Raw genomic sequence first — 15,987 nt, forward strand, 5'->3', positions numbered from 1 at the left:
GGCCACACCCCGCCCCCGCTCATCCACCCGAAACAACTGCACAACCCCAGCACAACCAAGATCAAAAAAACCATGATCATCGGCACGCCATAAGATCACCGTGTTCACGACCGTCGCCGACACGATGCGCGACCGGCTCTGCAAGCTCCCCCAGGACGAGCGCGAGGAGATCGAGGAGGCCAGCTCGATCCTGCGGAAGGTCCGGGCCACTCGGGACCACAAGCTGCTGCCGCTGACCGTGATCCGCGAGGAGGCCTCAGATTCCTGCTGAGACATCCCAGAAGTCTTCTCGGACACCTGCTGAGGTCCTCAAAGCCGCACGTCAGCGGGACAGTGCAGACAAGCGGGGACGCGTCCTGAAGGCTGTCCAGGACATGCTCCGGGACAAGCGCCCCGTCACTTTTGCCGCGGTCGCCCGGGAAGCCGGCGTCTCCAGCTGGCTCGTCTATGCCCCTGGCCTGCGTGAACGCATCGATCAGGCACGGGCCCGCCAGGGTGCCCAAGGCCACCAGGACCAGCAGAGCGGGCGGAAGGTCTCCACCACCAGCGAGCAGACCGATCTGCTTCTCGCTCGACAGGAGATCAAGCGGCTCCGGACCGAGAACGGCCAGCTGCGGCAACAAGCCCGCACCCATCTGGGACAGCAGGTCGAACAGCTCGGCAACCACGACCTGGTCGACCGCGTGAACGAGCTCGCGGAGGAGAACCTCCGGTTGTCCACGGCAGAACGGCAAGCGACCACTCAGAATGCGGAACTGCAGCAGCGGGTCGCCGAGCTCGAAGATGACCTCGCCGCCGCCCGCACCAGCCTCCGCCGCATGATCCGCAACGAGAATCGTCCCTGATCCAGTGCGTCACGGCCAGCCGATGGCACCCCGAGAAAAGCCCTGCGGCGGCGGAGCCGTTGACGACTACGATCACCCGATGACGACCCTCCGATACCCCGCCAAGCCCCACCCTGGAGATCGCGTTGCGGTCCTCTCCCCCTCGTCCGGCCTGCCCGGGCTCCTGCCCATGCCCTACGAACTGGGACTACGCAGGCTCCAGCATGACTTCGGGCTGGAGACGGTGGAGTACCCCACGACTCGCCAGATGGGCGCGACCCCACAAGAACGCGCCGCCGATATCCACGCGGCCTTCGCCGACCCCCAGGTCAAAGCAGTGATCTCCAGCATCGGCGGCGACGACCAGATCAGCGTGCTCCCGCACCTCGACCGCGGTCTTCTCCGCGCCAACCCCAAGCCCTTCTTCGGCTACAGCGACAACACCAACCTGCTGATTTTCCTCCGGAACCTAGGCATCGTCGGCTACCACGGTGGTTCGGTAATGGTCGAGCTCGGACGGCCCGGCGCTATGCACCCGCTGACCGAAGAATCCCTCCGGGCGGCCCTGTTCACGTCGGGCGAGTACGAGCTCACGCCCTCCAAAGCTTCCGGAGACGTCAACCGCTCCTGGGAGGACCCGCAGACGTTCGAAGCCGAACCGGAGATGGAACCCGCCGGGGGATGGACCTGGAACAACGCTGACCGGGTAATCGAAGGGAGCAGTTGGGGCGGCAACCTGGAGATCCTGTCCTGGTTGCTGATGGCCAACCGCGAAATACAACAGGCCGACACCTACTCCGGCAACGTCCTCTTCCTGGAGACATCCGAAGAAATGCCGGGAGCAGAGGAGGTCTACCGAATTCTGCGCAACATGGGCGAACGCGGACTCCTCCGCCAGTTCCCGGCGCTACTGATGGGCCGGGCCAAGAGCTGGTCATTCGAACAACGGCTGACCGTCCAGGAGCGAACGGACTTCCGGCAGCAACAGCGCGAAGCCGTCCTGCGGGCACTCAGCCAGTACGCCCCCGACACGATGACGGTGTTCGACGTCGACCTGGGCCACACAGACCCGCAGATCGTCATCCCCTACGGCGGTCGTATCCGAGTCGACGGCCCAGCACGTCGAATCAGTGTCACCTACTGATCCATCCGCTGGGTTCTGCGGAACGCACTTCTTGGGCGTTCCAGGCACTGATCAAGATCGCGGACATCCCGGTGAGACGCGCACTCAATCGCTCTGCCAGCAGGCCGTACCTAACGTGCATCACACCATCGCATGCCTGTGAACTGCATAAAGACCTGCGCAACCCCAGATAATGATGGTCCGCAGCGCGGTGACGAAGTAGACGACGCGGACGTCGTCGACGTCGTCGCGGTAGTCGCGCAGACCCGGATGCGAGCCGGGGATCGGGGTGCCGGCGTCGGGGTCGACGGACAGCACCGCCAGGGCGCGGTCCAGGGCGAGCAGCTCGGCTTCGTCGGTCAGGGCCTCGATCTGCTTCTCCGCCGACTCGGAGAACGTGATCCTCGCCCGCGGACGGGAGTGGCGCGGCATCAGGCGACGTGGCCGCGCGCGGCGTGGAGCTGCGCGAGCTTGCGTTCCCGCAGCTCTTCCCACGGTGTGCAGGTCGCGGGGTCGGGCAGACCGTTGAGCGCGATGTCCTCAAGGACGGCGGCCAGGCGGTCGGCGTCCTCACGGGTGCGGGCCGCGTACGCGCGCAGCGCCTCCGCGCCGTCCGGTGTCAGCGCCTCCCGGCCGGGCGCCGGTGTCGGGGCGGCTTCGTCGTGTTCAAGCTCGCTCATCTTCGACTCCAGAAGCTTTGGTCCGTCCACGGTAGCGCCGTATGCCTTGTCACCGGGACGAGTTGGTATACCGCTGGCCGAAGCGGATCGTCAGGTGCGTCGGAGTGCGGGGAAGCGGTCGTACTTGGGATCCCCGGGGTGCACGACGGACTCGATGCGCTCGGGTGGGACGGGCTCGAAGTACAGAACGTCGGCATCGACCTCCTCGTTGCCCAGCGCCTTCCCGACGAAGGTGTTGATCAGCGACTTATAGATACGGTGCTTCCCCGGGTCGGACAGGTCCAGCAGCGCGGTGACGATCGTCGGCCTGCCCATGGTGCGCAGCTTCCGTCCGATCTCCGGGTGGGTCTCGCAGTACAGCCAGTAGATCGCCTCGCCGCCCCAGAAGGTCAGCAGCCGCTCGCCGCTGTCGACGTTGTGCACCATCGCGGCCTCGGACAGGGTGAAACACACCTGATCAGCTCGTCTCCCCCACCGGCTGGGCTGGGGGGTGAGGCAGTTCTTCTCCCGGATGAGGGTGTGTTCTTCGGCGGTGAACAGCCCGCGCTCGTACGCCTGGTCCAGCCGCTCGTTGACGAGGTCGACGGTCAGGAGCCGCAGTCCCTGGGCACGGACGGCGTCGTCCTCGTAGTCGAGCAACCGCGTGCAGTGCCGCGCCCGGACCAGGCACCCGCTCAGCAGCCGGCGCGCCTGGTCCTCCTCGTCGTACAGGTCGAGATCCACCGAAAGGGTCACGTCATCGAGGTGCGCGTCGTCCGCGAGCCGACGCACGACGTCGGCGAAAGGCGCGGGCCAGGTTGTGGGGTCGTCGACGTCAACAACCGGCTGCGCGGGAGAAGAACTCACCCCGCCGATTCTGCCGTGGCCGAAGAACGGATGTCGCCCCTGCGGGGCGCGGGGTGGTCGACCCGGCTCTTCCGAAAATCCCGGCGCCGACCATTTCACTCTGAAAAATAGCCATGAAAACTTCAAATAGCTACTTAGAGAACATAAGACTCACATCGGGCACCACCTCACGGTGTCCGGTCTCGGCATCGCTCAGTCGACTCAACGGCAGAGGTCGGAGGCGCAGGTCGTGCTGCTCTGCCGTCAGCCCCCCACCTGGCCAGGGCTTTCCTCCGGTGCCCGCTCGTCACCGCAGCACTGGGATATGTTTGGTTCCATGTCGATCCGTCATATCGTAGTGGAATGTAGCAGTCCACTGATGCAAGCTAAATTCTGGCGCGCCGCGCTTGGCCTCTCCGAGGTTCAAAAAGAGAATTGCCTGATCAAACTTCCCGGCACAGGAGATGGGTGCGCCCTTTTTTTCACCGAAGTCAGTGGTGATCGACCTACACGGGGCCCGTTTCTTCTCCGGCTCGCTCCGGACACAGGGACGCTTTCTGACGAAGTCAGACGTCTTACCGGTTTAGGCGCCACCGTCATCGAAAAAGTTCACCAGGGATGGGGGATCGGCCAGGTCACCATGTCGGATCCGGAGGGGAACGAGTTCTTTGTCGAATCCGGCGACCACGAAGTAAAAGAAGCAGAATCAAGAATGTCAGGGAGTCGGAAGTCCGAAGATCAATTCTGGGAAGGCGTGGAGCCTCAGATTTCCGGTGTTTCCTACTCCGCCAGGATCACCATTCCGTGAGGACCGAGGATTTCTAAGATTATTGACGGGTCATGCCGTAGATTGCGTGAACGGCTGTTGGGGTGCGGCCGGGCGGAACTTGCCCGTATCTCCAAGCCGCACCCCTCTCTCAGCTCCGTGACGGCCGTTGAGAACGTCTCACTCGCAGGGCCTGGTGACCTTGTTTCCGTAGTGAGGAGTTCCGGCGACTTGAGCGCCAACCTGGATCGTCAGGGTAGAAAGTACCTGGTAACTTGCGTTACCCCGGCCGCTCGGGCACCCGTAAGGTTTTGTGTTGATCTTCTTGTTCGGGGTGCAGGGGCCCCACCCCGAATCTCCGTGGGCCACGGTTGCTATCGTGCCCGTGGGAAAGACCTTTTCCAGGTCAGTTGTCACACGGCACGCATCCGGGGCGGGACTAGTGCATTTGGTGATCCAACTCGACCCGTAGAGAGGGCCGCCGCTTACAACGAAGAACGGGTCTTCGATGTAAGCGTCGCATCCGATATTAACCTGCGGGCCAACTATCTCAGTTGAGATCTTGGTGCCCGGCGTCGAAGTTGCGGAAGCATTTGTGGCGAGTCCTGTGAGCGGGACCGCCAAAAGCAGGGCGACGCTTCCCTTGAGGATGGTGCGAGTCGAAATCATTCTTCTCCTTGTCTCCGCCTGCTGAATTAACCCTCTGTGCGGCGGGGCGTGTATGACTCGGAAGAAGTTAGTGACAAGCGACTCGATCACACAAGGTGAAGGCGTCATTTGGCTAGATGACGATTCGGAACAACTGCCTCCGTTTCATCCGCCAACCTGCCTCTTCATGGTGGTTGCATCAATTTATCGTTCCCCGTGCTTGGCTTGATTTTTTGCATCTTCCGATGTGTTCTTGTTGGAATTTGGACTATCGAAACCTTGACCACCAACGTTCGGTGAGCAGGGGTCTCGCGCGAGCCCCCTGCTCACGCAGCGCTCTGTTTATGGCCTCCCGGACGCTTGCCCGGGTCTGGGAGTGGAGGGCGAACAGAGAAGTAGCCCGGCTAAGTTGCTACCCAGGAACGCGGCGCTGTGCGTATGAGGTGCAGCGCCGTTGCGGTGCCCCGAGGTGGGAGGGGCGTTACATCGCTTCCGGGTGAACTCCGCCCGCTCCAGGCCCTCGTGGATCTGCCCCCGCGCCGCTGCTGGCGGGCGGTGTGCGGGCTGGGTGTTGGTCAGTCGTTATGCCCGTACGGTCCGGCCGATGCCCTGCGGACAGCGGCCAGGTGAACGAGCCTGTTTACTGCTTTAGCTTGTCGTTTAACCTCCGCCCTCATGGATGCTCGGCTGCGACGATCAAGAAGTTGGGGAGGTGGACGTAGCTCTCGATGCCGGGTTCGGTGTCCGCTGTCTCCCGCGCGATGTCGGGTTCGAGGCCCGGCTCGGCGATCTCGCGCAGTCGGCATCCGAGCGCGGCCAGTTCGTTGAGGTAGGCCGAGATCGGCCGGTGGAAGTCGGTTGCGTGGGTGAGGCGGATCTCGTACTCCTCCAGGTACCGGCGCAGGCGGTACTCCCCATGTTTGCGCCAGGTGGCGAGCAGTTGCTCGAAGGCGGGGTGGTTGACCGAGAACAGGAACAGCCCGCCAGGTCGCAGGGCTTGCACGCAAGCTCGCATGGCGGGCTTCCAGTCGGGGATGGCGGGCAGCACCATGCTGCAGACGACGGCGTCGTACCCGCTGCCCAGGTCTGGTAGCCGGGTCAGGTCGGCTTGGATGTAGTGGATGCCCTGCTGGAGGGCAAGCTCCTTCTCCTGGTTGTAGGTGAACATCGCGTCGGTGGGCTCGACGCCGGCGACGTGGGCGCCGCGAGTGGCCAGCATGCGGCTGAAGTAGCCCTGGCCGCATCCGGCATCCAGGACGCGTCGGCCCCGCACGTCACCGAGCATGCGCAGCAGCACCGGGTTGATCAGATGGCGTTTGGCGAAGTCGCCGTCCGGCTCCATCGCCTCCATTGCCTCGCGGGGCATGGTGTTCCACTGCTGGACGGCGGCTTCGTTGTTCGGATGTGTGGTCACCGGCGGGAGCGTAGTCCGGCTGGCGGCGCGGCTTAGTTCCTTTTTGGTGGTGGGCCGGGCGGGCATATGCCTCACCGGTGGCCAGGACACGTCCGACGTCGTGCCGTGCTACCGGCCGGCGGTTCTTCGAGCCCGGCGGGCGTCCGGGGCCGGGTGTGGTGGGTTTCGGTGCACCGGCCGGCGAACCCGTTCTCGTGCGGAGGTTCCGGAACCCGCGCCGGACGCGAGCGGGCGTGAGTTTGTGCGGTGGCGCCGGTTTCTCCCAGGGCCGCCGCACGTCGGTGGCGAGGGGGCGGGCGAGGCGGAGTTGGGTGTGGGCGGCGATGATCAGCCAGGTCCAGCGATCTGCGGCGGCCGAGTCGCGGAGTCGGGGCCGGGTCCAGCCGAGGGTCTGTTTGAGCATGCGGAAGGTGTGCTCGATGTCGAAGCGTCGCAGGAACGCCTGCCAGCAGCGGTCGATGTCGGCAGGGGTGGCGCCGGTGCGTGACCACCAGAGCCAGACCGGCTTGTTCACCCCGCCGGAGGACAGGTGTTCGACGGCCAGGCGGATGACGGTGCCCTCGATGACCAGCAGCGGGCCGTCGTGGTCGAGCCAGGCGGCCCGCTGGGTCAACCTGGGGTGCAGCCGGTCCCACGCCTGGGCGGTGGCCTTGCCGTAGAGGCGGGTGTCGGTGACCGTGACGGTCTGTTCCTGGCCCCAGGTGGCGGGGTCGCCGAAGACGAACTCTCCGCCGTGCTTGGGTAGCCGCCCGCCCTTCGGGTGGGCCCGGTAGAACTCCTCCCGCGAGGGCGCCGGGCGCCGCATCACCCGGTCCGAACGGGTCCGGCCCAGGACCTCGACCGGCAGACCGGACAGCAGGTAGGCGATGCGCGGCGCGTCGTAGCCTGCGTCCAGCACAATCAGGATGTCCGGATCACCCTCGGTCCACTGGCCCGCCGCGACGAGCCGTTCGATCACCTCACGGACCTGGCGGGCGGTGACCGCCGCCAGATCCGCGCCCGCAGCGAGCCGGACCGCATCCAGGATCGCGGACCAGGAAGTGCGGCCACTCTCCAGCGCGACGACGACCGAGTACGGCCAGCCGGTCATCATCTGGTGCTTGGCGTTGCCGCGGCCGTAGGTGTGGCAGAACGAGCGGTCCGGCACGGTCCCGGCGTCGGGTCGAAGCCACGGCGAGACGTCCACGGCCAGGACCAGCCGCCCGTCGGCCGCCCGCGGCAGCGGCACCCCGGCCAGAACCCGCCGCAGTCGGCCGACATCGAGCCCGCCGCGGTTCAGGCCCGCGTAGAGGGAACCGTGACCCCGGCGGTGCTCCGGCGCCAGAGCGACGTCGACCAGCGACCGCACCGGCCCGTCCGTGCACAGCACGGCGTCTGCCAGCTCGAACAGCGCGTCCGCGCAGGCGGTCAGACAGTCATAGAAGTCGGTCCGGAACCGGGACAACACGGTCAGGGACTCGACGCGTACAGCGTCGTGCAGCAGACTCACCCTCGCGGCCTTGGCATGATCAACAGCGTCTCGACAACGCACATGATCACACCAAGGCCGCACTGCTGTCGTCCCGGCCCTCGCTGGTCAGAAGGCCCTCAACTCGCCGAACCGACACGGTCGTTAAAAAACAAGTTAAGTGCCTGTTTGTGAGTCGTTCATGACAGGAACATCGTTGGAACCTTGGCGTTTTCCCAGGTCAGAATTCGAACTTGCGGGGATCGCCTCGCTGTTGCGGGTTGCGGCTGTCGGCGTTGACCAGTCTCCGTAGAGGTGGGCCACCCCGGCCTGGGATAGTTCAGGTTGAGTGAGACAGGGCGGGGCCGTTCGTCTCACTCAACCTGAGCAGTGAGCGGTGTCCAGCTCATACGTCTTCGGGGCGTTCACGAGAGTGCCAGAGCCGCCTGAGGGCTTTGAGCTCGGCTCTGGGGAAGTGCTCTCCCCACTTCCCGCGGTAGCCGCTCTCGCCGTAGGTCCGCGCCACCTCGTCGAAGCAGCGGATCATGGCTCGGGCGAGCCGGTCGATGTCGGTCTGGCCGGACCAGACCTCGGTCCCTCTGTTGTCGTGGTCGCTCCCGTTGGGCAGTTCCAGCACCCGGATCCAAACGTCATCGTCCTCGCGGTAGAAGACCCATCGGTAGGCGGTTGGCTCGGACTCGAACTGAGCGCGGGTCTCGGTCTCTCCGGCAACCAGGCGGGCCACCGCCGTTAGGAGATCCTCAGGAGTGCCGGTGATGTAGGACGAGGTGAGTTCGCCCCTCGTCTGAGGGGCCTCGACGACGCAGTCGGCCCAACCGTGCCCGTCCAGAGTCCAGGTGACGCGCAGATCGGCGGTCACGGCTGTGCGCCGTCGAGGAATTGCTGGATGTCGGACGCCAGCGAGGTCATCTGCTCGCCGGCTTCCAACCATGTGGTCACCGAGGCGGTCCAGCCGCCGGCGGCCTTCGGCCAGGGGCGCAGTGTCCAGGTCAGCCCGACGTGGCCTCCGGAACGGAAGACCGCCGTTACTGCCAAGTCCTGGTCGTTGGTCTGCCAGGCCCGCTCGCCGTTCCAGCCTCGGTAGTCTCTGGCCAGTTCCTCCAGGAACGGGACGAGATCGCTGTCCCAAGTCCAGGCCACGACCTCGTTGACACGAGCGGCAAGACCAGGAGCCCACAGCTCGACGGCATAGTGCACGGAGTCTTCGTCGAAGCTGAACCGATCGCAGAACTTCACGCCGACGGCCGGGTTGTCCTGGCAGCGAATGGTGATGCCGGGCTTGTCGTCGGTGTCGCTGTCCAGGGAGGTCATGGGTGGAACGCTAGGCCAGCGTCAGATCGCAAGTCATCCGGATTCAGAGTCGGTGGGGTGCAGTACGGCTTCGGCTATCTCGCGGACGCGCTTCAGGGTGATGCCGGTGCGCTGCTCGATGGCCAGGGGATGGTCGGTGGGTTCGAGTTCGATGTAGGGCGCTCACCGACAGGCCGTGTGTGGACGTGGGTCTTCAGGTTGATGGTGCTGGGCGAGTAGAGGGGCAACTCGGTGGCCAGCCATCCGAAGTACGGATTCGCGGACTCGCGTCCTGGTGTGTCCCACAGGTCCGTCGCGTGGGAGAAGTTCTCGCGGCTGAGGGAGATCCAGACGCCCCAGGAGAACACATCGTCGCTGTCGGTGACCGGTATGTCGATCATGCCCTTGACGAAGTAGTGCTGTGCTTTGATGACGCACTGGTCCGGGGAGAGCAGGCAGTCGGGGGCGTCGGCGAAGGTCGGATCCCAGACGTAGGGGGCGGGCGCCGTGTAGTTCATCGGCAGCTCCAAGTGGTGCTCGCCGCAGCACGAGCAGGTGAATCCGAGATCGTTGGCCATGGCAGGAAGCCTAGTGATCTGGCCCGTCCGGCCAGAGCCGCCTATGGAGTCGGCGTGCCGGTGCGACAATTGGACCTGCTAGAGGGCCCGGTGGCCTCTTGGTGGGTCTGCTGACCGTCAGTGCCGCAGTGATCAGTCTCGGTGGGCTTCGCGGGAGGCGGGCTGTCCGCTCCTGCGGGAGCTTCGGCGGGTGATGCGCCTGGTCATCAGGGTGATCGCGGCCCAGGTGATCAACGACTCGGAGTGCTGAATGAGGCGTTCGTAGTCGCGTGCGTGCCGGCGGGCGTGCATGACCTAGGCGTGGGAGCGTTCGACTACCCAGCGGCGGGGCAGGACGACGAAGCCGGGGGTGTTCTTCGGGCGGCTGACGGTCTTGATCGTCAGGTTGAGGTAGGTCTTGGCCCAGGTCACGAGTTGTCCGGCGTAGGCGGAGTCGGCCCAGACGATGGTGATCTCGGGGTGCATCAGCCGCAGCCGGAACAGGACTTCCTTCGCTGCGTTGCGGTCGGTCATGTCGGCCGGGGTGACCATGACGAACAGGGGCAGGCCCTTAGTGTCCACGACCAGGTGCCGCTTGCGGCCGTTGACCTTCTTGCCGCCGTCGTAGCCGCGGGAGTCCTTGCCGACGGTTTCGGCGGCCTTGATCGACTGGGAGTCGATGACGGTGGCCACCGCCCCCGGTGCCTTGCCCATCTCGCGGCGGATCCGCTTGCGGAGCTCGTCACGGATCTGGCCGATGACGCCGGCGGCGGCCCAGCGGGCCATGAAGCCGTAGCAGGTCCGCCAGGGAGGGAAGTCCTTGGGCAGGGCCCGCCACTTGCATCCGGTGTCGACGACGTAGCGGATCGCGTCCACGATCTCCCGGCGCGGGTGCTTCTCCGGGCGCCCGCCGGTCGCGGTCTCCCAGGCCGGCGTAGGCAGCAGCGGTTCGATCAGCGCCCACTCGTCGTCCCAGGTGTCGGAGGGGTAGCAGCGTGGCCGCGGCAACGATCCCTCCTCCAGGTCAGGGGTCCGGACCGCCGTGCCCCCAGGCAGACTGCGGTCCGGGCCGGTCATGCGTCGGTGAAGTCGGCGATAACGTCGAGCGTGGACTCCACCGAGTTGAGCTGGGTGTTCAGGTGCTTGATCCACCGGCCCTTGGGCTGGAGGACGGCGTGCGGGGCGACGGTGCCGGTGATGAACCGGCGGATCTCGGTGAGCTTGCCGCGGATGACCGCGACCTCGTATGCCTGGAGCTCGGAGGGGTCGGCGCAGAACTTGTAGCCGTCCTTGAGGGTCCAGATCAGCGGTGGCCAGCCGCGTTCGGTGATGATGTCGCGCAGACAGGCCAGGCCGGATCGGGTCTGGCTGGGTGACAGCTCGCTGGATCTGACCAACTGGGGAAAGGTCAGACCGGCCGGCCGTGCTTCGAAGAGCACGAACCGGACGGTGTCGGCGTGCCGCTGGGCCGCCGGCGACCTGCGCGCGGAGGCACGGGGCATCGGTTATTCACCCTGCAGGAGCTTGGCCAGCTCGCCGTCGACGTCGACCTTGCCGGTGTCGACCGCGGTCTCGATCCAGTCCAGCGTCGCCCTCACGCGGGCGACGTTCTCGTGCATGATGACGCGTTCGTCGTCGCCGAGCTGCCGGTCGCGCATTCCGGGGACGACCCGGTCGGCTGCGGCGACGAACGCGTGGCAGGCGGTGACCAGGTCCAGGAACTCCACTGTCCGGTCCATGTTCTTCACCGCCGGGGCGATTGGGCTGGTGTCCTCGAAGTGCTCGCGGGCCTGGCGGCCCCGCTCGACCTGGGCGTGGTTGACCTGGTGGCGGGCGGTGTCGTCCGACATCGCGCGGAACGCGACATCCGGGCGCCGCAGCAGGCCGGTGGTGACCTTCGCGGCGACGTGGTCGTCGCGGGTCAGCTCTTCCACGACCCGGACCTTGTCCTCCTGCTTGACCTGCGCGACCACCGTCGGGCGGCGCAGCAGGTCGCTGGTGACGGTCGCGGCGACCTCCTCGTCGGTGGCCAGAGTGTGGATCGCGCTGACCTTCTCCTGCGGAGTTACGGGCTTGACGACCTGTCGGCCGACCCTGCGGTTGGCCTGGTCAGGCGTCCAGCGGGATTTGCCCTCGGGCAGGGTGAGGATGGTGGCGAATCGTTCCTCGTCGTCGGCGATGGACGCCAGGATCTGGTGGACGGTGAAGGACACCCCTGACACCCGGCGGTCCTTCGGCCACCTCGACGCCGTCCGCCGGGCCTTGTCCACCGTCGCGTAGGACAGCCCGATGTCCTCGGACAGGCGGAACAGCGAGTCCTTGACCGTGAACAGTGAATCGCTTCGCTCCTGGCCGCCGAACTCGCGCATCGGCTCGACTTCGAGCGCGCAGTCACCGACCGCGAATTGGATGCGACCGGCTGTCTCCAGTTGTTTCCGCAAGTCAGCGACGATCTCCGCATACCGTGTCGCGCTGACGCTGCCGACCGTGTCGGCGTCGTTGATCTCTTCGGGCATGGCCTTCACCACCCACCGCGGGGCCGGCGCACGGCCCCGCGGCCGTGGCATGACCCGGCCCGCTTCTCCGATCGAGCGTCAGACCGGAAATACGAAGATCACAACTAATGACCGTAAATGACCGGGTTCCGACCGAACATGCGGCCCGGATGCGTTCGCGTTGCGGTCACTGTGACCGTTCGCCGAACGATTCCTTCCGGGCCCGCCAGGCCCTCGTGACGCACCGCCGCGAGCAGTAGACCGCATTCGAACGGCGGTCCACCCCCACGACCCAAGCGGCTCCGCACTCGGGACACACAGCCCGGCCGGCACCACCCAGTTCCGCAGCCACCCGCTTGCGCAACCGCAGGTCGCGACGCCATTGCCTGGAACGACACGACGTTGAGCAGAACCTCGTCCGAGGCGGAGCGTCCGATCGCAGCCGAACCCCACACCCCTCACACACCCGCTCCACAGCCTGCCCGGCGTCCTCGGACACCCAACAAGCCTAGGGCACAAAGCTACTCAAAACCCGGGATCGAAAACAGGCACTCATCGCCATCGGGAAGCGCCGCCGGTTGTCACGGGCGGCCCATGGACGGGGGCAGCAACCGGCCCCCGCTACCCCGACCGAAGGAGACGACCATGAGGCGCAAGCCGAGGATCGACCACCTGACGCGGCTGGTCGACAACCTCCTCGACGGCCTCGCCGCACACGGCCGCCCCGCACCGACCGCACCACAGATCCGCGCCGCCCTGCGCGAACTCCAGCCCACGCGCGGCCGCCGCACCCACCGCCGGCCGAACGCCCGCCGGTAGTCGGCACGCTGGCGACCACGCCGTTCCCCTCACGGACTGCTGTCAGGTGAGGGGAACGGTGGCCGACGGATCCCAGCTGCGCACCAGGCCCGGCGGAAACGGATCAGTGTCAGTGGCCGGTCAGGTCGCTGGTCACATCTCCTTCCACTCCCTGCACGGCTCTCGCGGTGTGGTCGATGACGTTGCCGTTCGAGCAGTTGTTGGCGTGGTCGCTGACGTAGTCGCCCAGCACCGGGACGACCGCGACTTCCTGGAGGCACACCGCGGCGGCGGTGAAGTTCCAGTTGTTCGCGGCGTTCACGCCGCTGCCGAAGTTGCTGTCGTTGTCCGCGAAGGCGGGAGTGGCACCGGCCGTGGCGGCCAAAGCCACCGCCGCGGCCGTCAGCGCCCCGCGCATGATCATCTTTTTCATGGCCGGGCCAACGACCGCCGAACCGGGAGGGCACGGCCTGCTACGCCGCCCGGAGGACCAGCCGCCGAATCCTCAAGCAGGGCAGCGGCCAGAGACCGGCGGTCACCGGGCTGTGGTCACGGTGATGACAGTGTCAGGGCAGTCGGCGAGGGTGCGGGCGAGCGCTTCCTGTTCGGCGGTGTCGATGTCCAGGCCCCACCGGGTCTTGTCGGCGATCCAGTCGGTGACGTAGGTGCAGCGGTAACCGGCGGCCGGCGGCAGCCACTGCGACGGGTCCCTGTCGGCCTTGGACCGATTGGATTTCGCGGAGACCGCGACCAGATCCCGCGGGTCCCCCAAGTCGTTCGCGTAGTCCTGTCGTTCCTTGGGCGTCCAGGCCGAGGCACCGCTGTCCCAGGCTTCGGCGAGCGGCACCAGGTGTTATCCGCCCCCTCACGTGCCTGCCGCTGACATCCGTGACAGAGGGCGATTGCCCGGTTTCCTTTCTGTGAGCGTTGCGTTATCCGGTGCAGCGGCTATTTGCCGCTGACAGTGATGACAGGCAGGGGGATGTGGTGGCGAGCACCCAACGGGTGGCGACCGGGGCCGGGCCGACGTGGACGGTGGTCGCGGGTGACTTCCGGGTCGCGGAGCCGGCTGAGCAGTATCTGGAGTACCTGCGGGGGACGGACCGGTCACCGAACACGATCAGGAGTTATGCCCGGGGCCTGGCGCTGTGGTGGTCGTTCCTGGAGCAGCGCTCGCAGGGATGGGACACGGTCGGCGTGACCGAACTCGGCACGTTCGTAGGGCAGTTGCGTCGCGGTGGGGTCGCGGAGGCCGTCGTCCCGCTGCGCGCCGCGGAGAGGGCGGCCGATGCGACGGTGGCGAGTCGGGTCCGGGCGGTGCTGGGCTTCTACCGCTACCAGGCCGCACGTGGGGTCGAGGTCGCGGGCCGTCTGTACGAGACGGTACATGCCAGGCCGGGCAACTATCTGCCGTTCCTGGAGCATGTGGCCCGCAAGCAGGGCCGGCATTCGAGTGTCGTGAAGGTCCGGGTCCGGGTGAAGCCCGTCCCTGTTCTTCTGCCAGGGCAGATGGCGTCACTGCGCGAGTCGGAGGCGTTGTGGGATCCGGTTTGTCGGTGCCTGGTCGGGTGAGTTGCGGTACCGGTTGCTGTGGACGCTGCTGGAGGAGACCGGTCTGCGGCTGGGCGAGGCGTTGGGGCTGCGGCACCGGGACTGGAAGACCGGCACGGGTACCACCGCCCAGGTCGAAGTGGTGCACCGCGAGGACCATCCGCACGGTCTGCGGGCCAAGAGCGGCTACCGACGCGTCTTCGTCGGCTCATCCCTGGACCGGCTGTACGGGGACTGGGTGTGGGCGCTGTGCGAGGCCGGCGCCGACGTCGAACTCGACGATTGGGATGATGCCTACATTTTCTGCAACCTGTACCGGGGCCGTCTCCAGCAGAAGTGGGCCCGCGAGTTCATCGCCGCGCAGGGCGCCCCAGAGGGAACGGACCCGCCGTATCTCTTCCTGCAGACCAAGAACAACCGGCTCGGGAAGAGGCCCTACGCTTCGGCGACGTTCCACAGTCGACTTGGCGTGCTGACCGAGGAGCTGGCCATCACCGACAGTGTCGGCCGCCCCGTCAAGGTGTCCAAGACCCACACCTCCCGGCACACCCGGGCGACCGACCTGATCAACGCCGGGGTGCCGATCCACGTCGTCATGCGCTACCTGGGCCACATCACTCCGACCATGACCATGCACTACGCCAAGACCCTGGCGGTGACGGCCGAGCGCGAGTTCTTGCGCTACAAGAAGGTGACGGCCGACGGCCGGACCGCCGAGGTCGATCCGAGCGACCTCTACGACCTCCTGCACCTGGACCAGCGCGCTGACCGGGTTCTGCCGAACGGCTGGTGCATGTTGCCGCCCCGGCAAGTCTGTTCGAAGGGAAACGCCTGCCTGAGCTGCGACAAGTTCGTCACCGATGCCAGCCATCGCGAGGAACTCCAACACCAGCTTCAACAGTCGGAGGCGCTGATCACCCGGCGTCAGACCCAGTTCACCGTTCGCCACGGCGAGCCGATGGGTGAGGACAACATCTGGCTCGCCGGTCGCCTGTCCGAGACCCGCGCACTGACCAAGGTTCTCGTCGCCCTGGACCAGGTCAGCGTCCACGAGGACGGGCAACTGCGGGCGGTACGCGGAGCCGGTGCGGCCGACCGCCCCGAACTGCCGGCCACCACCCCACCGCAGGAGCCGACCGCATGACACCGCTGCCCGAACATCTCCGCCAAGCCATCCGTGCCCGGACCGAGGAAACCGAGAAGCGGGCCCGCGCCGCCCTCGCCCAGCTGGCCAAGGCGGGAAGGCCCATCAGCTTCACCGCCGTGGCCCGGGAGGCCGAGGTGAGCACCGACTTCCTGTATCGAAGCCCGGACCTACGCGCCCAGATCGAACGGCACCGCGACAAGGCCGGGCAGACTCTGACGAGGCCAACAGAACCCTTGGAAGATCGGTCAACCTCAGCTGCGGTGCGGGCGCTGAGCGCGCGCCTCACACGCCAACAGCAGGATCATCGGGCAGAGGTTGACCGGCTTCGCAAGGCTTTGGAGGTGGCCCAAGGTGAGAATCTGGACCTGCGCAGGCGCCTGGCCCACTACGAGGCCTGACGG

18 protein-coding genes and 3 pseudogenes are annotated in these 15,987 nt (G+C 66.4%); 8 read left to right on the forward strand and 13 right to left on the reverse strand.

Going from position 1 to position 15,987, the window contains the following annotated elements; all coding sequences use genetic code 11:
• Window positions 1–100 precede the first annotated feature (100 nt).
• From ACIP4Z_RS26805 to ACIP4Z_RS26815, 3 genes are all read left to right on the forward strand, one after another.
• Window positions 101–271, forward strand: a complete 171-nt coding sequence (locus ACIP4Z_RS26805) for a hypothetical protein (RefSeq protein WP_401312266.1) — start codon at window positions 101–103, stop codon at window positions 269–271.
• Window positions 261–845, forward strand: a complete 585-nt coding sequence (locus ACIP4Z_RS26810) for a DUF6262 family protein (protein ID WP_391052830.1) — start codon at window positions 261–263, stop codon at window positions 843–845. The genes ACIP4Z_RS26805 and ACIP4Z_RS26810 overlap by 11 nt, the downstream gene beginning before the upstream one ends.
• Window positions 846–924: 79 nt before the next feature.
• Window positions 925–1,968, forward strand: coding sequence for a S66 peptidase family protein (locus ACIP4Z_RS26815; RefSeq protein WP_401312268.1), 1,044 nt, complete (start codon window positions 925–927; stop codon window positions 1,966–1,968).
• A gap of 120 nt (window positions 1,969–2,088) precedes the next feature.
• Here the strand turns inward: ACIP4Z_RS26815 and ACIP4Z_RS26820 are convergent, their stop codons facing one another.
• The 3 genes from ACIP4Z_RS26820 to ACIP4Z_RS26830 all read right to left on the reverse strand — a co-directional run bounded on the left by ACIP4Z_RS26820 (window position 2,089) and on the right by ACIP4Z_RS26830 (window position 3,473).
• Entirely contained in the window at window positions 2,089–2,379 is a 291-nt protein-coding gene (locus tag ACIP4Z_RS26820; protein ID WP_391052785.1) for a hypothetical protein, read from the reverse strand.
• On the reverse strand, window positions 2,379–2,627 hold the full coding sequence (locus ACIP4Z_RS26825; protein WP_391052782.1) for a hypothetical protein: 249 nt from the start codon (window positions 2,625–2,627) through the stop codon (window positions 2,379–2,381). The genes ACIP4Z_RS26820 and ACIP4Z_RS26825 overlap by 1 nt, the downstream gene beginning before the upstream one ends.
• Before the next feature lie 90 nt (window positions 2,628–2,717).
• Window positions 2,718–3,473 carry a hypothetical protein gene (locus ACIP4Z_RS26830; RefSeq protein WP_401312272.1) on the reverse strand — a complete coding sequence of 252 codons (756 nt, stop codon included), beginning with the start codon at window positions 3,471–3,473 and terminating at the stop codon, window positions 2,718–2,720.
• Window positions 3,474–3,789: 316 nt separating this feature from the next.
• Between ACIP4Z_RS26830 and ACIP4Z_RS26835 the strand changes: the two genes are divergently transcribed.
• Window positions 3,790–4,260, forward strand: a complete 471-nt coding sequence (locus ACIP4Z_RS26835) for a VOC family protein (RefSeq protein ID WP_391052776.1) — start codon at window positions 3,790–3,792, stop codon at window positions 4,258–4,260.
• A gap of 1,279 nt (window positions 4,261–5,539) precedes the next feature.
• Here ACIP4Z_RS26835 and ACIP4Z_RS26840 read toward each other — a convergent pair.
• The 8 genes and pseudogenes from ACIP4Z_RS26840 to ACIP4Z_RS26875 all read right to left on the reverse strand — a co-directional run bounded on the left by ACIP4Z_RS26840 (window position 5,540) and on the right by ACIP4Z_RS26875 (window position 12,111).
• Complete coding sequence (locus ACIP4Z_RS26840) at window positions 5,540–6,232, reverse strand: class I SAM-dependent methyltransferase (protein WP_401312277.1); 693 nt, start codon at window positions 6,230–6,232, stop codon at window positions 5,540–5,542.
• A 73-nt stretch (window positions 6,233–6,305) separates the two neighbouring features.
• Window positions 6,306–7,769, reverse strand: a pseudogene (locus ACIP4Z_RS26845) (NF041680 family putative transposase); the annotation flags it as partial.
• Window positions 7,770–8,133: 364 nt separating this feature from the next.
• Window positions 8,134–8,607, reverse strand: a complete 474-nt coding sequence (locus ACIP4Z_RS26850; RefSeq protein ID WP_401312280.1) for a hypothetical protein — start codon at window positions 8,605–8,607, stop codon at window positions 8,134–8,136.
• Entirely contained in the window at window positions 8,604–9,059 is a 456-nt protein-coding gene (locus ACIP4Z_RS26855) for a DUF6228 family protein (protein WP_391053002.1), read from the reverse strand. Before ACIP4Z_RS26855 ends, ACIP4Z_RS26850 begins: the two co-directional genes overlap by 4 nt.
• 33 nt (window positions 9,060–9,092) lie before the next feature.
• Window positions 9,093–9,556 (reverse strand): annotated as a pseudogene (locus ACIP4Z_RS26860) (DUF2199 domain-containing protein).
• 246 nt (window positions 9,557–9,802) lie between these two features.
• A pseudogene (locus ACIP4Z_RS26865) lies at window positions 9,803–10,603 on the reverse strand (IS5 family transposase); the annotation flags it as partial.
• Between the two features lie 65 nt (window positions 10,604–10,668).
• Window positions 10,669–11,097, reverse strand: coding sequence for a RacP protein (locus ACIP4Z_RS26870; RefSeq protein ID WP_401312284.1), 429 nt, complete (start codon window positions 11,095–11,097; stop codon window positions 10,669–10,671).
• Between the two features lie 3 nt (window positions 11,098–11,100).
• Complete coding sequence (locus tag ACIP4Z_RS26875) at window positions 11,101–12,111, reverse strand: DUF6192 family protein (protein ID WP_401312287.1); 1,011 nt, start codon at window positions 12,109–12,111, stop codon at window positions 11,101–11,103.
• A 624-nt stretch (window positions 12,112–12,735) separates the two neighbouring features.
• On the opposite strand from ACIP4Z_RS26875, the gene ACIP4Z_RS26880 reads away from it, so the two are divergent.
• Window positions 12,736–12,909: a hypothetical protein gene (locus ACIP4Z_RS26880; protein ID WP_401312290.1), complete on the forward strand. Its 174-nt coding sequence runs from the start codon at window positions 12,736–12,738 to the stop codon at window positions 12,907–12,909.
• 109 nt (window positions 12,910–13,018) lie between these two features.
• On the opposite strand, the gene ACIP4Z_RS26885 is transcribed toward ACIP4Z_RS26880, so the two are convergent.
• Together ACIP4Z_RS26885 and ACIP4Z_RS26890 are read right to left on the reverse strand one after the other, a co-directional pair.
• Window positions 13,019–13,306 carry a hypothetical protein gene (locus ACIP4Z_RS26885; protein ID WP_401312293.1) on the reverse strand — a complete coding sequence of 96 codons (288 nt, stop codon included), beginning with the start codon at window positions 13,304–13,306 and terminating at the stop codon, window positions 13,019–13,021.
• A 117-nt stretch (window positions 13,307–13,423) separates the two neighbouring features.
• Window positions 13,424–13,735 (reverse strand): HNH endonuclease family protein, encoded by a 312-nt coding sequence (locus ACIP4Z_RS26890; RefSeq protein ID WP_401312296.1) that lies wholly within the window; start codon window positions 13,733–13,735, stop codon window positions 13,424–13,426.
• Window positions 13,736–13,815: 80 nt separating this feature from the next.
• Between ACIP4Z_RS26890 and ACIP4Z_RS26895 the strand changes: the two genes are divergently transcribed.
• Genes ACIP4Z_RS26895 through ACIP4Z_RS26905 form a run of 3 tightly spaced genes read left to right on the forward strand, consistent with a single transcriptional unit; the run spans window position 13,816 to window position 15,984 of the window.
• The gene (locus ACIP4Z_RS26895; RefSeq protein ID WP_401312299.1) at window positions 13,816–14,460 is read left to right on the forward strand and encodes a site-specific integrase; all 645 of its coding nucleotides are present in this window, start codon (window positions 13,816–13,818) and stop codon (window positions 14,458–14,460) included.
• A 13-nt stretch (window positions 14,461–14,473) separates the two neighbouring features.
• The gene (locus ACIP4Z_RS26900; RefSeq protein ID WP_401312302.1) at window positions 14,474–15,583 is read left to right on the forward strand and encodes a tyrosine-type recombinase/integrase; all 1,110 of its coding nucleotides are present in this window, start codon (window positions 14,474–14,476) and stop codon (window positions 15,581–15,583) included.
• Window positions 15,580–15,984 carry a DUF6262 family protein gene (locus ACIP4Z_RS26905; protein WP_401312305.1) on the forward strand — a complete coding sequence of 135 codons (405 nt, stop codon included), beginning with the start codon at window positions 15,580–15,582 and terminating at the stop codon, window positions 15,982–15,984. The genes ACIP4Z_RS26900 and ACIP4Z_RS26905 overlap by 4 nt, the downstream gene beginning before the upstream one ends.
• Window positions 15,985–15,987: the final 3 nt, after the last annotated feature.

Origin of the sequence: Streptomyces sp. NPDC088910 (assembly GCF_044749865.1) — a bacterium.
Classification (GTDB): Bacteria; Actinomycetota; Actinomycetes; order Streptomycetales; family Streptomycetaceae; genus Actinacidiphila.

What these genes read in the sequence shown, in the direction of transcription:
- ACIP4Z_RS26815 (WP_401312268.1), top strand. Translation starts at nt 925, where the DNA reads ATGACGACCCTCCGATACCCCGCCAAGCCCCACCCTGGAGATCGCGTT.
- ACIP4Z_RS26820 (WP_391052785.1), bottom strand. Translation starts at nt 2,379, where the DNA reads ATGCCGCGCCACTCCCGTCCGCGGGCGAGGATCACGTTCTCCGAGTCG.
- ACIP4Z_RS26825 (WP_391052782.1), bottom strand. Translation starts at nt 2,627, where the DNA reads ATGAGCGAGCTTGAACACGACGAAGCCGCCCCGACACCGGCGCCCGGC.
- ACIP4Z_RS26835 (WP_391052776.1), top strand. Translation starts at nt 3,790, where the DNA reads ATGTCGATCCGTCATATCGTAGTGGAATGTAGCAGTCCACTGATGCAA.
- ACIP4Z_RS26840 (WP_401312277.1), bottom strand. Translation starts at nt 6,232, where the DNA reads ATGCCCCGCGAGGCAATGGAGGCGATGGAGCCGGACGGCGACTTCGCC.
- ACIP4Z_RS26855 (WP_391053002.1), bottom strand. Translation starts at nt 9,059, where the DNA reads ATGACCTCCCTGGACAGCGACACCGACGACAAGCCCGGCATCACCATT.
- ACIP4Z_RS26870 (WP_401312284.1), bottom strand. Translation starts at nt 11,097, where the DNA reads ATGCCCCGTGCCTCCGCGCGCAGGTCGCCGGCGGCCCAGCGGCACGCC.
- ACIP4Z_RS26875 (WP_401312287.1), bottom strand. Translation starts at nt 12,111, where the DNA reads ATGCCCGAAGAGATCAACGACGCCGACACGGTCGGCAGCGTCAGCGCG.
- ACIP4Z_RS26880 (WP_401312290.1), top strand. Translation starts at nt 12,736, where the DNA reads ATGAGGCGCAAGCCGAGGATCGACCACCTGACGCGGCTGGTCGACAAC.
- ACIP4Z_RS26885 (WP_401312293.1), bottom strand. Translation starts at nt 13,306, where the DNA reads ATGCGCGGGGCGCTGACGGCCGCGGCGGTGGCTTTGGCCGCCACGGCC.
- ACIP4Z_RS26905 (WP_401312305.1), top strand. Translation starts at nt 15,580, where the DNA reads ATGACACCGCTGCCCGAACATCTCCGCCAAGCCATCCGTGCCCGGACC.